Origin of the sequence: Bacillus sp. YP1 (assembly GCF_000877815.1) — a bacterium.
In the GTDB taxonomy this organism is placed as follows: domain Bacteria; phylum Bacillota; class Bacilli; order Bacillales; family Bacillaceae; genus Bacillus; species Bacillus subtilis.
Map to the genome: position 1 here is coordinate 1,071,994 of NZ_CP010014.1, position 16,075 is coordinate 1,088,068.

Sequence of the window (16,075 nt, forward strand, 5' to 3'; positions counted from 1 at the left end):
TCAGCTCATGCTCATTGAACCGACTGACGTAGCCTCCTATTCGGTCTATGATCGGGTGAAAAACAGGCCGGAAGAGCTGCTGGCGCAGGATATCATCGAGGCGGAAGCAGAAGCGGCTCTCATCACGGGCCACCGCTTTGAAGACAGCTTGTATGATCCGCTGCCCGGTAAGGTGAAGCTCGCTTTAGTAAAGCTTGCCCAGTATTTTGCGCTTGTCAACAGCGATGAATCTGCCTCATCAAGCTATCAGTCTGAGAAAATGGGGGATTATTCCTACACGGTTTCCGGAGAAGGCGGGATTCAGCGGCCTGAGGTGTATCATTTGCTCGAAGAGTTTATCAAGCCGGGCTACGTCCCTGAATCCTCCAGACTGAAGGTGAGATCTTTATGAGCTACAAGCAGATGCTCATTCACCGTTGCGACATTTATCATGAAGCAGCCCAAGCGCCGTCTGCAGGCCGATTTGGGATTCCGGCAGACAGGCTGCAGCCGGTGATTTCATATCCCGATACACCCGATGAACAAGATGTCCCTTGTTATTTTACCGAAAAAACACAGCAGCTGGTTCAGGAGGAGCCGGATCAAACTGTATATCACAGCTTTCTCGTCCATTTTCCGTTGTCAGCGGATATCCGCGTGAACGATAAAATCATTTGGGAGAATCATAAATATATACTAAAGCTGCCGAAAAGGATCAGACATCATCATTGGGAGGTCGTCGCAGTCAGGGATGAAAGCCTATGAAAATAGCGGGATTGAAACAGCTGAACACGGCATTAAAAGAAGCGGCTTCAGGCGGTTTTTCCATACAGGCGTCCCGGTGGCTTGAGGAGTGCGGGCAAGATTTTCTGGAGATCGTCCAATCTGAACTCATCAGCACACAAACGATTGATACAGAAAAACTGCTCAGTTCCTTTGAGAAAGGCGCAGAGGACAATCTCTGGATTGTGCAAAGCGGCGGGCTTTCGCTTGAGGTGGGGACACAGCTTGATTACGCCTCATTTCTTAATGACGGCCATTGGACGTCAAAACAAGATGTGAGATGGGTGCCGGGGCGTTTTCAAGGCTCACGGTTTATTTATGATCCAGCCGCTTCAACGGGAATGGCGCTCAAGAGAAAATGGATACCGGGCACGGGCTACTGGGATCATGCACTGCTTTTATATGAACAGCTGTTTGAAAAATCGCTGGAAAGCAAACTGCGCCAGTGGCTGAAGAAGCTGTAAAGGAGGAGCAGGATGAACAGTGAAACAGGATCGATCATGGCGTTTTTGTACAGCCGGTGGTCTGTTCCCATTTATGAACGCGAGCTTCCTGATCACTTTCAGGTGCCGTCGTTATACGTCCCGCCACCATCTGTTTTCGAGGAAACAGATACGGTCTCCACATTTAAAAAAACCTACAGTCTCAATGTAAAACTGTTTCATCTGGACTCCGTTCAGGCGCTGGATGAAGCGGACAGGCTCGCGGATGCCATCAGAGAAGCGAGAAATATGATTCCGCTGCTGAGTGAATCCGGCGAGAAGACGGGGGATATGGTTCGCATCTCCCAAATCGAGACAAGGGTAGGGGACAGGGGCGAGGCGGCCATGGTGATCAGGTGGAGCAGCCGATATTATTATCACAAAACAGAACAGCCTGTCTTACAGGATATCGACATGAACAGCGGGGTGAAATAAACGGTGTCAAAGGACAAACAACAGAAGAAGGCTGTACATACAAAGAGCCGGGAAGCTCTATTTGATACAGCGGATTTGATTAAGCACGCGAAGGAACTGTTCGGCGTTAAGCCGGATATTCTTCAGGGGGCTTTATTTGGCGTGGATCAACCACGTATGACGAAATCAGAAGCCAACCAATTGATTCAAACATTTCTAACCAAGGAGGTCATGTCATCATGAATGGCGGAACATTTACAACAGGCAAAGAAAAAGAACGTGCAGGCATTTATTTTAACTTTAAAACGACGGCACAGGAGCGGGTATCACTCAGTGAACGGGGAACAGTCGCACTTCCGGTCGCCTCAAGCTGGGGCGAAGCGAAAACGTTCGTCTCCATTTCCAGCGTTGAAGACCTAAACAAAAAAGTGGGCCTCAGCATTGATGACCCGTCTTTATTGCTGCTGCGTGAAGCGAAGAAAAATGCGAAAACGGTATTGATGTACCGTCTAACCGAAGGTGTCCGAGCGTCTGCTGATATTGCTGAAGGCGTCAAAGCAACTGCAGTATATGGCGGAACAAAAGGAAATGACATTATCATCCGCATCAATCAAAATGTGCTGGATGCTAATTCTTTCGATGTGACAACATATATGGACGAATCAGAGGTTGATAAACAGACTGTCAAAAAGGCTGAAGAATTAACAGCTAACGGCTATGTCACTTTTACCGGAACAGGCGATCTTTCTTCAACGATTCCTCTCACTGGATCAGAAGGAGACACTGCAGCTGAGACGCTGAATGCATCCGCGGGCATCCGTTTATCCGGCGGTACGGATAAAGCCCCTGTCAACTCCGACTATACAGATTTCTTAGCCGCGGCTGAAACGGAGAGCTTTGATGTGATTGCGCTGCCTGTTGCAGAAGGTGACCAGTTGAAGGCGACGTTTGCTGCTTTCATTAAACGCCTGCGCGACGGCCAAGGACAAAAAGTGCAAGGCGTCACAGCCAATTATGCCGGTGATTATGAAGGCATCATCAACGTAACCGAGGGTGTGCTGCTTGAAGATGGCACGGAAGTTACACCGGACAAAGCAACAGCTTGGGTAGCTGGAGCGAGTGCAGGAGCAACCTTTAACCAATCACTTACATTTGTAGAGTACGAAGGCGCAGTTGATGTGTTACACCGCCTTGACCACGATACGATTGTTGAACGTCTGGGTAAAGGTGAATTTTTATTCACATTCGACGCCCGTGATAAATCCGTCAGCGTAGAAAAGGACATTAACTCACTCGTGACGTTCACAGCTGAGAAAAACAAGAAATTTGCGAAGAACAAAATCGTTCGTGTCCTGGATGCTGTGAATAATGATTTAACACGCGAGCTGAAAGCCTTAATTAAATCAAGAAAAGGCAGCGGAAGCGATATCCCGGCATCTGAAGACGGACTGCAGTATGTAAAAACGATGATCACACAATACATGACAACGCTTCAGGACGCAGGCGGCATCACTGGCTTTGATTCCGATGAAGATATCACAATTTCAATGAATGAAGATCGTGACGGCTTCTTGATTGACCTGGCTGTACAGCCTGTCGACGCAGCAGAAAAATTCTACTTTAATGTGGAGGTAAACTAATATGGCATTAAAAGCACAAAACACAATCTCAGGAAAAGAAGGCCGCTTATTTCTCGATGGTGAGGAAATGGCGCACATCAAAACATTTGAAGCAAACGTTGAGAAAAACAAATCCGAAGTCAACATTATGGGCCGCCGCATGACAGGCCATAAAACAACAGGGGCAAATGGAACAGGGACCGCAACGTTCTACAAAGTCACATCAAAATTCGTGCTATTGATGATGGACTATGTCAAAAAAGGCAGCGACCCTTATTTCACACTTCAAGCTGTGCTGGATGATCAATCCTCAGGCCGGGGCACAGAGCGAGTCACGCTGTACGACGTCAACTTTGACTCTGCCAAAATCGCAAGCCTTGATGTCGATTCAGAAGCGTTAGAGGAAGAAGTTCCATTTACATTCGAAGACTTCGACGTCCCTGAAAAGCTATCTGACACGTTTTAATAAAAGCTGAATCAGCCCATACACAGACCTTTCTCAGAAAGGTCTGTTTTTTTACAAGATGAAACCAAACAATAGACAAGGGAGTTTTTTACATGAGCGAGAAGAACGAAAACGTATATGATCTTTCCTTTTTTATGCCGGGAAAAACAATTGAAGCTGAGGAAATCAAAGTGCCGATCTCAAAGCGTTTTGTTGATAAAAAAGGGAATGTCATTCCGTTTATTTTAAAACCAATTACTACTGAACGGATTGATGAATTAGAGAAAGAAAACACCACATTTAAAAATGTGAAAGGCCGCGGCCGCGTCAAAGATTTAGACTCCCAGCGCTTTTATGCGAGAATTGCCATCGAATCTACTATTTATCCTGATTTTCGTTCAAAAGATTTAAGGGAAGCATACAAAACTGCGGATCCGGTAGAAGTTGCCAAACGTGTATTATCTGTTGGGGGAGAGTATGCGAACTGGCTGAATAAAGCAATTGAAATCAATGGTTTTGAAGATGATCTTGAAGATCTAGAAGAAGAAGCAAAAAACTAGTAAAGGATGGCGATAAGGAAGCTGTGTATTTGTACTATGCAATGCATGAGCTTCATTACTCGCCATCCCAACTTCTTGAATTATATGAAGCACCAAAACATTTTAAAGCTCTTTTATTTGGGTTGATAGGTTATAAGCTAGATCTATTAGAAAAAGAATCAAGGGGAGGAGGGAACTAATATCGCAAAATTAACAGCCCGTTTTGATCTCGAAGACAAGGTATCTAAAAAACTAAAACGGATACATAAAGGATTCCAAGAGGTCGAAAAAAAAGTCAAAACCATTAATCGGCAAATCAAAATCAGTATCAGAGCGGAAGATCAGGCATTTTACCGGCTGAGAAAAATAAACGACTATATCATTTTGAAATTCGCGAAATCGCTTGAAATTAAAGTTGTACTTGATGACCAAGTCACTTCAAAGCTTGATGCAATTGAAAGAAAACTTAAACGGCTGCCGAAAGAAACGAAGCTGACTGTCTCTTTGGTAGACCGGACAGCAGCTGCGTATAAAAAAATAAAGAAGATGCTATCTAATCAAAAGCTATCATTCCTTTTGATTCCAGATGACAAGGTTACTTCTACAGTTAAAAGGATTATCGGTTATATTAAGAAAAATTTGAAAAACGGATACACAGTAAAACTAAAGGTCATCGATGAAATCACCAAAACAGTTAATCGATTAACAGCACTTTTAAGGAAATTTGAAAAAACCTATTATGTAAAAGTGGTTGTTAAGACAAAAATATCAGACAAAATCAATAAAAAAGAAAGCCCGATTAACAAAGAAACTTCTAAGAAAGAATCAGACAAATCCTCAGATAAAGGCTCTGATAAAAGCTCAGATCAAAAACCTGGATGGGTCGGAAAAATAAAAGGTTGGCTGAAGGATTGGTGGACAAAATCAGCTTGGCCTTGGATTAAAGATACACTCAATGAAATAGGCAAAGCTTTTTTGGATCGTTTCAAAGAGAGATTGATAGAAAAGCTGAAAAATGATGTGTTTGATAAGATCATTGATAAAATTCTAGGACCACAAAAAAAGGACGATTCTGGTGAAAATTCTGACACAGATAAAAAAGTCCTTAACCGTAATACAGGAGGAAATTGTTGCTGTGACTGCTGTGAAGGCGGCGGCCTCAATCCGAGCACTAAAAATAAAAAAACCTATAGAAAAAAGAAAAGTCCCACAAAGGCTCCAAACAGAACACTCAAGGTTCCTGGAGAGGTGATAAGAAGACGCCAAAGCGGCACACCTGCTGAAAGTGCACCTAGGACCTCGGGTTCCAAGTTAAAGAACTGGCTTGGAGGGTTAAAATCGCTAGGGAAAGATTCATCCAAACTAGGTAAAGCGTTCAGAGGAATGGGAAAGGCTGTTCCATACGTAGGATCTGCTTTAGCAGTATTTGATTTAGCTGGAATCAATAAAGATAATGCTGGCGAAAAGGTTGGTTCAATTGGAGGACGTATTGCCGGAGCGGAAGCTGGTGCAACAGCCGGAGCGGAAGCTGGTGCAACGATTGGATCTTTCGTTGGTCCGGAAGGTACAGCAATCGGCGGGGCAATCGGCGGAATTGGCGGCGGATTAGTAGGCGGAATCGGCGGCGAAGAAGCAGGTAAGAACATTGGTAAGATGTTTGATACTTCTCAAATCAAAGAGAACATTTCAAATACATTATTTAATGGTGATTGGTGGAATGAAAAATGGACAGGTGTTAAAACAACAACGAGTGATACTCTCGGAGGCCTTAGTGATACGTGGACTAATATAAAAGATACAGCTTCTACTACTTTTTTTGACTCAAATTGGTGGGCTGAAAAAGCTGGTTATGCATACGGTACATTAGAGTCTACGCTTTTCAACAGTGATTGGTGGGGCGGAAAATGGGAATCGGTAAAAGGTTGGACACAGGAAAAATGGGATCAAGCTTCCTCTGTATGGAACTCTGTTAAATCAAAAGTAAAAGAAACAGTCTTTAATAAAGATTGGTGGTCCGGTAAGTGGGAAGGCGTTAAGAGCTGGGCTCAAGAAAAATGGAACGGTGCCGTTTCTGTTTGGGAATCAATTAAGTCGAAAGTAAAAGAAACAGTCTTTAATAAAGATTGGTGGTCCGGTAAGTGGGAAGGTGTTAAAGGCTGGACAAAGGAAAAATGGGAAAATACAAAGTCACTTTGGAAAAAATTCAAATCTACACTTGAGGACAGCCTATTTAATAAAGACTGGTGGTCTGGAAAATGGGATTCAGTAAAAGAGTGGGGAAAAAATATATTAGGAGATTCTTGGGATGCAATAAAGTCTACAGGCGGGAAGGTAGTAAAAACTGCTCAAAAATTGGGCGGCGGAGTGAAGTCTTGGGTTCAAGAAAAGGTAGAGCATTTTCAAAATGGACGAGAGAAAGCTCACAGAGACTTTGGAATGAAAACTGATAAAAACGCCTCAGGTGGTTTTATTACGAAACCAACTATTTCTTGGATCGGTGAAGCGGGTAAGGAATTTGTCATTCCAGTCGACAACAATCGCGGCCGCGGCAAAATGCTGTTAGCGCAAGCCGCATCGAAATTGGGCATGCATGTGGTCGATGATATGGCATCAGCCTCTACACTTTCAGGTGGTACAGCTCTAAACACTGTTGGCAGCCATTCTGCTTCAATGTCACCTTCTATTAACACATCTAGCCTTAACGGACAAGCTTCAGACCTCGGACAGCAATTTTCAGAGGGCTTTGACAAGGGAATAAGTAACCAACCTGTCAAAATGGAAGACTGGAAAAAGAAAAACATCAATACGCCATTTACACAAATGATTTCTGCTTCACCAAATTACGGTAAACAAATGGTAAGCGGGTATGCCAAGGGCCAAAACGGCACTGCAACCGGAACGGACGGCTTTTTGCAATCAAAAGTTAAAACGCCGTACCAAGCCACTGTGAACAAATCGTCTTCATGGGGCACAGGAACGGTCAAAGGCTTTGCGCAAGGACAAAACTCAACCCAAACAGGGACTGCACAGTATGTGAGTACACATGTTGACAAACCGTTCTTGCGTTCAAAAGACACATCTAACAGCTGGGGTTCAGGCATGGTCGAAAACTTTGTGACAGGCATGAATTCTAAATCCAGTGAAGTAAAACAAGCAGCAAAGGATATGGCCAAGAGAGTGGAGCAGGCTTTCCGTGAAGAATTAGATATCCATTCGCCTTCTCGAGTCATGATGAGCTTGGGGCGTTTTGCCTCTGTCGGTGTTGTAAAAGGACTGGATTCTGTCGATGTGAAAAAATATGCTGAAAAGCAAGCTGGATCACTGGCAGCTGCTTATTCCGGAATGGATGCAGTAGGTGGAAATGTGAAGCAGTGGCTTATGGCTGCAATGATGGCCACAAAAACACCATTGAGCTGGCTCTCGGGATTAATGACGATTGCACAGTATGAATCAGGGGGCAACCCGAACTCTATTAACCTGTGGGATAGCAACGCGAAGGCGGGAAATCCATCACAAGGACTCATGCAGACAGTTCCGACCACATTTAATGCTCATAAAGCACCGGGCATGGGTAACATTAGAAATCCGATTCACAACGCTGCTGCCGCGATCGGCTATATCAAAAGCAGATACGGCTCAATTGATAATGTACCTGGCATTAAAAGCCTGAAACGTGGCGGTCCTTATGTCGGTTATGCAAACGGCGGGCTGATCACGAAAGAACAAATTGCCCGTGTCGGTGAAGGAAACAAGCGGGAATGGATCATCCCAGAGGAACGGGGCATCCGCGGTCGCTACCTTCTTCAGAGAGCGGCACAGGCTCTTGGTATGGAAGTGACAGATCCGTCTCAATCCCAGCAGTCTGAGCTTTCTTCAGGACAAGTTTCAGCTGTTACCTCGGCTAGCCGGCCGACTGCAGCGGTTTCTGGATCAAAAGAGATTTATATTCAATTTAACGGTGACCAGCACTTCCATAATGGACAAGACGCCGAAAGCCTAGCGGCGAAGATCAAGCAGGCGCTTATAGATGAACTGCAAAAGGATATCAATATTGGAACGAAGGGAGTCGTTGCATTTGACTAAATCCGTATATGAATTTTGGATTTCACAAGGGAAGGACAAGCTGCGGCTCCCCGTTCTTCCCGACCAGCTGAGTATTTCAAATACAGTTCAGAATGAGACGGTTAAAGTAGCCAAGTTCGGTGACCTTACATTTATTGACGAGCAGGGAGCGAAAGAAATTTCGTTCTCTTCTTTTTTTCCGAAGAAATACAGTCCGATAGCAGAATATCAAAACTTCCCGTCGCCGGAAAATGCGATAACAAAAATTGAAAAATGGATGAAGGCCAAAAAACCGGTTCAGTTTTTGATTACGGGAACTAAAGTGAATTTAACATGCAGTATTGAAGGTTTTTCCTATAGCGAAGGCCAGCAGGATATAGGTGATCGTTCCTTTGATATTCAATTAAAAGAATACAAAACCGCTTCCCCGCGGAAAATCAAGCAGAAGAAAAAAACAAAGGCAAAACGTCCGTCGAAGGCTGCGCCGAAGACGTACACAGTGAAAAAGGGAGACACGCTATGGGACATTGCAGGCAGATTTTACGGGAACAGCACTCAATGGCGCAAAATTTGGAACGCCAATAAAACAGCAATGATCAAACGAAGCAAACGGAACATCAGGCAGCCGGGCCACTGGATTTTTCCCGGCCAAAAATTAAAGATACCGCAATGAAACAGGTGATGTATGATGATAGAACTGTTCGTCATTAAAGACACAGAGTGGCTTGAGCTGGTTGCTGAAAGCGTATCGCTTGAAGGCCACCGTTATCAGGCGCCGCGCTCCATTGAAGCGACCATCGTCACCAAACAGGGCGACCAGACGTATTACAGTGTCTCAGAAGGAGATACGGTCTTGTTTAAATGGAAGGGAAAAGAGCTGTTTCGGGGCATTGTTTTTGCAAGAACCCCGGACGAGCATACGCTTGCCTTCAGCGCTTATGACATGCTGCAGTACCTGGTCAAAAACCAGGATATGTACGTGTTTTCCAATCAGCGGGCCGACCAGATCATCAGAAGGATTGCTAGTGACTTCCAGATACCGACAACCTCGATCGCAAACACAGGCCATACGATCAAAAGTCTTGTCATTAAAAATGATACGACATTGTATGACATCATATTAAAAGCGCTGAAACAGACGAAAAGCCAGACAGGACGACATTACCAGCTGTATTCGGAAAAAGGAAAGCTCGGTCTGCGCGCTTGGCCAGATCCGTCAGAGGTATGGGTGCTTGAAACGGGCGTCAATATCACAGGCTACCAATACAGCACTTCTATAAACGACACTGCTACTCGGGTGGTGCTTCGCCGGCAAAAGGACAATAAGACATATAAAGCCTCTGCTAAGGACAGTTCAGGCTTAAATAAATACGGTGTGCTTCAATATACGGAAACGGTCACGGATGACATCAACCAGGCACAGCTTCAGCAGCGGGCAGATGTACGCCTTGCTGAAAAAAAGGGCGTGAAAAAAGAACTGAAAAATATTCAGGCAGTGGGCATCCCGGAAGTGCAGAGCGGCTTGCCCGTCTATATTTCGATTCCGGAGGCCGGTATCAAGAAAACCTATTGGGTAGATACGGACCGGCATGAATTTAAAGGAACGAAACATACGATGACGATCGATGTTGTCGAAAAGAATACGATGCCGGAAGGAGTATCCTGATGAGATTAAGTGAGGCTATAAAACATTTGGCAGTCGGCGCAATTGACGCTGAGTCTCCGGTAGAACTGCTCCCGGCTGAAGTCGTTTCAGTTTCTCCTGTGGAAATCAAATTAAAAGAAAACAGCAAACTGATCATACCGGAAGACGCCATCATTATCCCAAAACGAATGCAGTCCGGAGGAGACGATGCACTCGAACCGGGGGATCGCCTCATGACCGCGGCTCTGACTGGCGGGCAATCGTTTTTTATTTTAGATAAGGTATAGACAAACCGCTTCAGTACGAAGGGGTTTTTATTTAGCATGTAAAAGGAGTGGGCATCATGGCCCTGACACCAGAAGTGGAGTTTGAAGATATTGAAGATGAGAGCGAAATCATTGAAACCTCGCAAACGTACAAAATAGATTTTGAAAACGGAAGAATTACGAATGAGCTGATTACCGGGCTTGAAGCGATCAGGCAGTTCGTGTATATCGCCTTACAGACAGAACGCTATGCGTATTCCATATACAGCCATAATGTCGGAAATGAGCTTCAGGACGTGCTGACAGATCATGAGACGACTGATGCCTATAAAAAGATGGAGATTCCGAGGCTGATAGAAGAGGCGCTGGTTTATGATGACCGGATATCGGCTGTAACAGACTTTGAGATAGAAAAACAAGGCGATGCGTTTCATGTGTCCTTTGTGGTGGAGACGGATGAAGGGACGCTTGAGATTGAGGAGGTGATTGGCGAACATGTTTGAAGATCAGACCTTTGAAAATATTATGGAGCGAATGCTGAACAGCATTTCCGCAGATATTGACACAAGAGAAGGCAGCGTCATTTATAATGCGTTAGCCCCGGCGGCGGCCGAGCTTGCGAAGTCTTATATATGGCTGGATACTGTGCTTGAGCTAGTTTTTTCTGATACCGCACAAGGCGAATTTTTAGACAGGCGTGCAGCGGAAGCGGGAATTGAACGGACAGCCGCGACAAAGGCGGTCAGAGCGGGAGAGTTTACATCTGGAGTTACTATTCCTGTCGGCTCCCGCTTTTACGTGGATAATCTTTATTTTCAATATACGGCAGACGGGACGCTCATCTGTGAAACACCTGGTGAAGCGGGAAACGCCAATCTGACCGGACGCAATTTACTGTCATTGGATACCATTCCCGGTTTAGAAACGGCCATTGTCAAAGAAATCCTGATTCCGGGGCGCGAGGAAGAGGGAGATGACAGCTTGCGAGAACGGTATTTTACAAGGGTTCGGCGTGAGGCCGTCAGTGCCAATAAAATGCATTATAAAGAGTGGGCTGAGGAAGTGGACGGTGTGGGAAAGGCAAAGATCTTCCCGCTTTGGAACGGTGAAGGCACGGTCAAAATTGTCGTCACCAATGCGAATCTTGAGCCCGCTTCTCCTATTTTAATTCAAAAAGTGAAAGATTATATCGACCCTGAACCTGGGCAGGGAGAGGGACAGGCGCCAATCGGAGCCGTTGTCACAGTGGAGAGCGCGGTCTGGAAAGAAGTTGAGATTTCTGCCGAAGTGCTGCCTGAGATCAATCACTCAATTGATGAAGTGAAGTCAGAAATTGAGGAAGGCGTTTTAAATCTCTTTAAGAAAATGGCGTTTGAAGACAACGTTATCCGCCTTTCTCAAATTAACAATATCGTCTATAATTCACCGTCAGTCAGTGATTACTCCAATATTCAAATCAACGGCACGTCTGAAAATCTGGTGCTGAGCGACGTGGAAATTCCTAAGCTTGGGCAGGTGAAGATTATTGAGCAAACAAGATGACATGACAGCGTATCTGCCGCCGTTTCTCACCAGCCTTAAAGAAATGGCTGAGCTGCTGAAAGCGGAAGCGCCTGAGTTTGATAAACAAAATGACAGCATATTTGATCTGACGGATCAGTTATTCGTACCGACGGCGACATGGGGGCTCAGCCGCTGGGAAAAGATTTTAAATGTGCCTCGGGAATCAGGCGACACAGATGAGATCAGACGATTGCGGCTCATTTCCAAAATGTCGAACATCCCGCCAATCACATATAGGGCCATTGAGCAGGCGGTAAACCGTTTCTTGAAAAACCCGTCTGCACAGGTCCGCCTGCTTCCCGGTGAATACCGCTTTAACGTGGATATCAATGTTGATGACCTCCAGCACATGAATGAGCTGATTGAAGCCATAGAAAATATGAAGCCCGCTCATTTGGCGTATACGCTCAGAGGCGGATTGAATGAGACGCTGCAAATCAAAGATACAGTCATCCTGAATCACCGCAGATACCGAACGGCCAGTGAGCTCAAGGTCGGTTATTCTGTCACTCTTAACAACAATGAGGTGGTCTTAACTTGATTTCAACTATATACAGAGAACGCACAGCGGCTGATCTAAAAAGCAGAATCGATCACGTGCTGCTCAACGGCCAAAAAACAGAAATAATAGAGCTCGCCATTGACGGTGCGACCGTCACCGTCCTGACAAAACGTGAGGAAGACATTAAGCATATTGAGACAGTACAAATTTTTGACGAGCTGGGCAATGTGATCACAGAGAGAAAGACTGACCTGGACGTCAGCGAAAACAGAACACTTGATTTCAGATTTACTTTTGAGGTGGTGTAAACATGGCATACGAAGAAAAAACAGACTGGCTTCCGGACGACCCCATCAACGAAGATGACGTCAACCGCTGGGAAAAAGGAATAAAAGACGCCCACACCGACCTGGCCGCCCACAAAAACGACATGAACAACCCCCACAACACAACGAAGGCGCAAATCGGGCTGGGGAACGTGGATAATGTGCAGCAGGCGGCTAAGAAGGATTTTGACAAGCATGAGCAAGATCAGGTGCGGCATGTTACATCGACAGAGCGTGAAAACTGGAACGCAAAAGAAACTCCAGGTGAAGCTCAAAATAAGGCAGATCAAGCCGAAGCCAACGCAAAAGCCTATACAGATAGTTTTGCTGCACGAAGAGATAATCCTAACCAAGTAACAAAAGCACAAGTTGGACTTGGGAATGTCGAAAATGTGAAACAAGCCTCACAAGCAGATTTTGATGCTCATTTAAGCAATACTAAAGTTCATGTATCTGAAGGGGAAAAAAACAAATGGAATGCTGCCCAACTAATTAAACTTACTGGAGACGATGGTAAAAGAATACAACTCCAAGACGGTACGGATATTCTTACATTATCTTCTGGGTTTTATTGTGCAGTTGGTCAGTCAGTTGTAAACAACCCGGTGGAAGGCGATGCAACTTGGTATAACTACGATATTGTAGAAGGCGGTTCAGGAAGGAAAACAATAGTAGCTTACCAAAGTTGGGGAAGCATGATGTGGATTGGAATGGTTCACACTGATGGAGAATTTAGAGGATGGAAACAAATTGCAACAACAGATTTTATAGATAGAGTTCAAACAGAATTAGATCTTCATGAAAATGATAAAACTAATCCTCATTCAGTTACTAAACAACAAGTGGGTCTCGGAAATGTTGAGAATGTTAAGCAGGAGACACCTGATGGTGCGCAAAAAAAAGCTGATACTGCTTTAAACCAATCAAAAGATTATACTAACAGCACGGCCTTTATTACTAGACCATTAAATTCAATAACCGATGCAAATGATTTAAATCTTCCGCCTGGCACTTATCGTTTAGACACTAATTACATGAATGCAAATCCAGTTTTGCAAAATCAATTTCCATTAAATGATAACAGAACAGGTTTATTAATTATCTACCCCTCTGCAAATAAATGGGCTACACGTCAAGATTGGTTTAGCATCTCTACGAAAACACTTTATACAAGGGTAGCAGTTAATGGTACTGATTATACCAATTGGTATATATTGGAAACATCGGAAGGTTCACAAAGTAAAGCAGATAAAGCCTTAGCTGATGCTAAAAACTATGTTGACTCTAATTATACGAATAATAAATTAACAGTTCTTACAGGATCCAATGCAATTCAAGACGCTAGAACAAGCGGCAATGAGTATCCAGCTGGGCTGACTTTTATGGATATAGGAGCAAATAATACAACAGGATACCCTCTTACCTATGGTATTGTAAAAAATGAAAAACACAGTAATTATAGATTTACTCAGTATTTTTATGGAACTGGAAATGAATCTAGCTCCTACTTTGCCAACACAGGTTCTTGGATTCGCCATTGGTGGGCAGATTCAGGCTGGACAGCCTGGCATAAAATTTCTGGATTCGCACATGCCAATATTCGGGCTAACAGCATACAATATTTAAATAAAGCTAACCATACAAAAATTCAGTTTAAACGCAAAATAAAAGATAGTCATAATGCTTTTGACACAAATAATAGTAGATTCGTTGCCCCTAATGATGGAATGTTTTTAGTGGGAGTTGGGCTGTATATGATAAATACACCGGCTTACATCAATTTTCATCTGAAACTCTATCTAAATGGATCATTGTATAAACCAATTGACCATAAGAGAGGGGACTTTGTTGATAAGCAAAATGAAATGTACCTTGGATTAAATGGTAATGTAACCGTTCCTATGAACAAAGGTGACTATATAGAGATCTATTGTTATTGCAATTATAGCGGTGATGATAGAAGAGGTGTATCCGATTTTAACGAGCTATACAACTATATAGACGTCCAAGAACTTGGAGGACTTAACTATCCTACAGTATAAGATAGGAGGCAAAATGATGATCGCAGAAGCAATCATGTTTAAATACCCCAGTGCAGACCCAACAAGAGATTTTATCGTTCAGAATGACGGGGAAGGGTCTTATATAGCTGAATGGAATCTGCGCTCGCCCATCCCAACACAAAAAGAACTCGAAACCTGGTGGGAAGAGCTGCAAAAAAATCCGCCGTACGAGCCGCCTGAGCAGGTGGAGCTTCTCGCTCAAGAATTGTCACAAGAAAAGCTGGCACGCAAGCAGCTTGAAGAGCTGAACAAAACTTTGGGAAGCGAGTTGTCAGATATAAAGCTATCATTACTTTCCTTGAAAGGAGATCTTGCCGAATGAATTATTGGGTGCTAGCCCTTTATTATGAGTGGGCGACAGCAGATATGGTAAAACAAGCATTAGCATATAAAGACTGTTCAATTGAGGAGCTGGCAGAGGGTGTGAACAAAAAGCTGATCACAGCTGACCAGTATAAAGAAATTACCGGTAAAGCCATGTAAGGCTTTTTTATTTTGCCTGTTTTTAGATCAAAGGAGGATGAAGATGGTGAAGTATCAATATGAATTTCCTCTCGATAAGGCTGGAAAAGCCGGCGCTGTAAAGCCCTATCGAGGAGGAAAAAATGATTTTGTGACACCTGTTTCGAATTTGTCAGGCGTAGCGGAGATTTTAACAAATGCTGCTTTAAAGGCGACTGAGGCATACAGTCAGCTCGGGCAGGACAGGCTTGGCGCAGTTCTGATTTCGAAAGTGAAGGGCTGGGCGTATGCAGATCGTGAAGGTACGCTCTTTATAGAAGAAAGCGACAACAACAATGTTTGGACAACGACAGCAGCAGTTAATGTCGCAGCAGGCGTCCTGACAGCGACGGACTGGGTATATCTTTCTAAACGCTATTACCGTTTCCGCTATGTGAACGGGAATCTTCAGCAATCTGAGTTTGTATTATACCAATCAGTCGGTGCGGGTGAGATGGATGTGCGTGTCAATGAAAAAACGCCTTTACAGATTGACTTTGCGGAGAATCAAACACACGATGGACGGCTGAAAGTCGAGGCTCGCAAAACATTTGACTTTGTCTTTCATGAAAATGCAGAGTCCGCCGGCGAGGGGGCTGCTTTACCTGTTGACGGTGCCGCGCATTTACTCGTTGAAGTCTACGGCACAGCAGAAATGAGCGAAGTCAAATTTTGGGGCAAATCGGTGTCAGGACAGAAACTGCCGATCAGAGGCGTGAAAACTGATGATGCTACCACTGCCTCCAGTACATTAGGAAAAGCTGAGGCATGGGCCTTTGATATTAAAGGGTTTAAGGAGATCATCATGGAGATTATCAGTATCACCGGCGGTACTCTTTCGGTAAAAGGGACCGCGGTTTCATAATAGTCTCGGCCCTCGGAAGGG

Annotated in this window: 21 protein-coding genes; all 21 read left to right on the forward strand. The window is 44.3% G+C overall.

Translation table 11 applies throughout. The features are described from left to right. Positions 1-7 precede the first annotated feature (7 nt). The 21 genes from yqbG to xepA all read left to right on the forward strand — a co-directional run bounded on the left by yqbG (position 8) and on the right by xepA (position 16,054). Positions 8-391 (forward strand): protein YqbG, encoded by a 384-nt coding sequence (gene yqbG / locus QF06_RS05310; RefSeq protein WP_021479474.1) that lies wholly within the window; start codon positions 8-10, stop codon positions 389-391. Beyond that, complete coding sequence (locus tag QF06_RS05315) at positions 388-744, forward strand: YqbH/XkdH family protein (protein ID WP_032725516.1); 357 nt, start codon at positions 388-390, stop codon at positions 742-744. Before yqbG ends, QF06_RS05315 begins: the two co-directional genes overlap by 4 nt. Next, positions 741-1,226: an HK97 gp10 family phage protein gene (locus QF06_RS05320; protein ID WP_041850934.1), complete on the forward strand. Its 486-nt coding sequence runs from the start codon at positions 741-743 to the stop codon at positions 1,224-1,226. The genes QF06_RS05315 and QF06_RS05320 overlap by 4 nt, the downstream gene beginning before the upstream one ends. A gap of 12 nt (positions 1,227-1,238) precedes the next feature. Then, the gene (locus tag QF06_RS05325) at positions 1,239-1,679 is read left to right on the forward strand and encodes a phage-like element PBSX protein XkdJ (RefSeq protein ID WP_003232680.1); all 441 of its coding nucleotides are present in this window, start codon (positions 1,239-1,241) and stop codon (positions 1,677-1,679) included. 3 nt (positions 1,680-1,682) lie between these two features. Beyond that, positions 1,683-1,901, forward strand: a complete 219-nt coding sequence (locus tag QF06_RS05330; RefSeq protein WP_003232679.1) for a YqzN/YkzM domain-containing protein — start codon at positions 1,683-1,685, stop codon at positions 1,899-1,901. Continuing rightward, positions 1,898-3,298, forward strand: coding sequence for a phage tail sheath family protein (locus tag QF06_RS05335; RefSeq protein ID WP_003245369.1), 1,401 nt, complete (start codon positions 1,898-1,900; stop codon positions 3,296-3,298). Before QF06_RS05330 ends, QF06_RS05335 begins: the two co-directional genes overlap by 4 nt. Position 3,299: 1 nt before the next feature. Beyond that, complete coding sequence (locus tag QF06_RS05340; protein WP_003232677.1) at positions 3,300-3,743, forward strand: phage tail tube protein; 444 nt, start codon at positions 3,300-3,302, stop codon at positions 3,741-3,743. Positions 3,744-3,835: 92 nt separating this feature from the next. Next, complete coding sequence (locus tag QF06_RS05345; RefSeq protein ID WP_003232676.1) at positions 3,836-4,282, forward strand: phage tail assembly chaperone; 447 nt, start codon at positions 3,836-3,838, stop codon at positions 4,280-4,282. 29 nt (positions 4,283-4,311) lie between these two features. Beyond that, on the forward strand, positions 4,312-4,461 hold the full coding sequence (locus tag QF06_RS21010; RefSeq protein WP_080332590.1) for a hypothetical protein: 150 nt from the start codon (positions 4,312-4,314) through the stop codon (positions 4,459-4,461). Position 4,462: 1 nt separating this feature from the next. Continuing rightward, a complete protein-coding gene (locus tag QF06_RS05350; protein ID WP_041850932.1) occupies positions 4,463-8,344 on the forward strand; it encodes a transglycosylase SLT domain-containing protein in 3,882 nt (1,293 codons plus the stop codon). Further along, positions 8,337-8,996 (forward strand): LysM peptidoglycan-binding domain-containing protein, encoded by a 660-nt coding sequence (locus QF06_RS05355; RefSeq protein ID WP_003232674.1) that lies wholly within the window; start codon positions 8,337-8,339, stop codon positions 8,994-8,996. Before QF06_RS05350 ends, QF06_RS05355 begins: the two co-directional genes overlap by 8 nt. A gap of 15 nt (positions 8,997-9,011) precedes the next feature. Continuing rightward, on the forward strand, positions 9,012-9,989 hold the full coding sequence (locus QF06_RS05360) for a phage-like element PBSX protein XkdQ (protein ID WP_003245730.1): 978 nt from the start codon (positions 9,012-9,014) through the stop codon (positions 9,987-9,989). Then, positions 9,989-10,255: a DUF2577 family protein gene (locus QF06_RS05365; RefSeq protein WP_015252273.1), complete on the forward strand. Its 267-nt coding sequence runs from the start codon at positions 9,989-9,991 to the stop codon at positions 10,253-10,255. The genes QF06_RS05360 and QF06_RS05365 overlap by 1 nt, the downstream gene beginning before the upstream one ends. Positions 10,256-10,311: 56 nt before the next feature. Then, positions 10,312-10,737, forward strand: a complete 426-nt coding sequence (locus QF06_RS05370) for a DUF2634 domain-containing protein (protein ID WP_021479466.1) — start codon at positions 10,312-10,314, stop codon at positions 10,735-10,737. Then, on the forward strand, positions 10,730-11,776 hold the full coding sequence (locus QF06_RS05375; RefSeq protein WP_041850931.1) for a baseplate J/gp47 family protein: 1,047 nt from the start codon (positions 10,730-10,732) through the stop codon (positions 11,774-11,776). The genes QF06_RS05370 and QF06_RS05375 overlap by 8 nt, the downstream gene beginning before the upstream one ends. Next, entirely contained in the window at positions 11,760-12,338 is a 579-nt protein-coding gene (locus QF06_RS05380) for a YmfQ family protein (RefSeq protein ID WP_015483131.1), read from the forward strand. The genes QF06_RS05375 and QF06_RS05380 overlap by 17 nt, the downstream gene beginning before the upstream one ends. Next, positions 12,335-12,607, forward strand: coding sequence for a hypothetical protein (locus QF06_RS05385; RefSeq protein ID WP_041850930.1), 273 nt, complete (start codon positions 12,335-12,337; stop codon positions 12,605-12,607). The genes QF06_RS05380 and QF06_RS05385 overlap by 4 nt, the downstream gene beginning before the upstream one ends. Before the next feature lie 2 nt (positions 12,608-12,609). After that, complete coding sequence (locus tag QF06_RS05390; protein ID WP_041850929.1) at positions 12,610-14,667, forward strand: hypothetical protein; 2,058 nt, start codon at positions 12,610-12,612, stop codon at positions 14,665-14,667. 13 nt (positions 14,668-14,680) lie between these two features. Next, positions 14,681-15,010: an XkdW family protein gene (locus tag QF06_RS05395; RefSeq protein WP_041850928.1), complete on the forward strand. Its 330-nt coding sequence runs from the start codon at positions 14,681-14,683 to the stop codon at positions 15,008-15,010. Then, positions 15,007-15,171, forward strand: coding sequence for an XkdX family protein (locus QF06_RS05400; RefSeq protein WP_041850927.1), 165 nt, complete (start codon positions 15,007-15,009; stop codon positions 15,169-15,171). The genes QF06_RS05395 and QF06_RS05400 overlap by 4 nt, the downstream gene beginning before the upstream one ends. A 43-nt stretch (positions 15,172-15,214) precedes the next feature. Next, a complete protein-coding gene (gene xepA, locus QF06_RS05405) occupies positions 15,215-16,054 on the forward strand; it encodes a phage-like element PBSX protein XepA (protein ID WP_041850926.1) in 840 nt (279 codons plus the stop codon). The last annotated feature ends 21 nt before the right edge of the window (positions 16,055-16,075 follow it).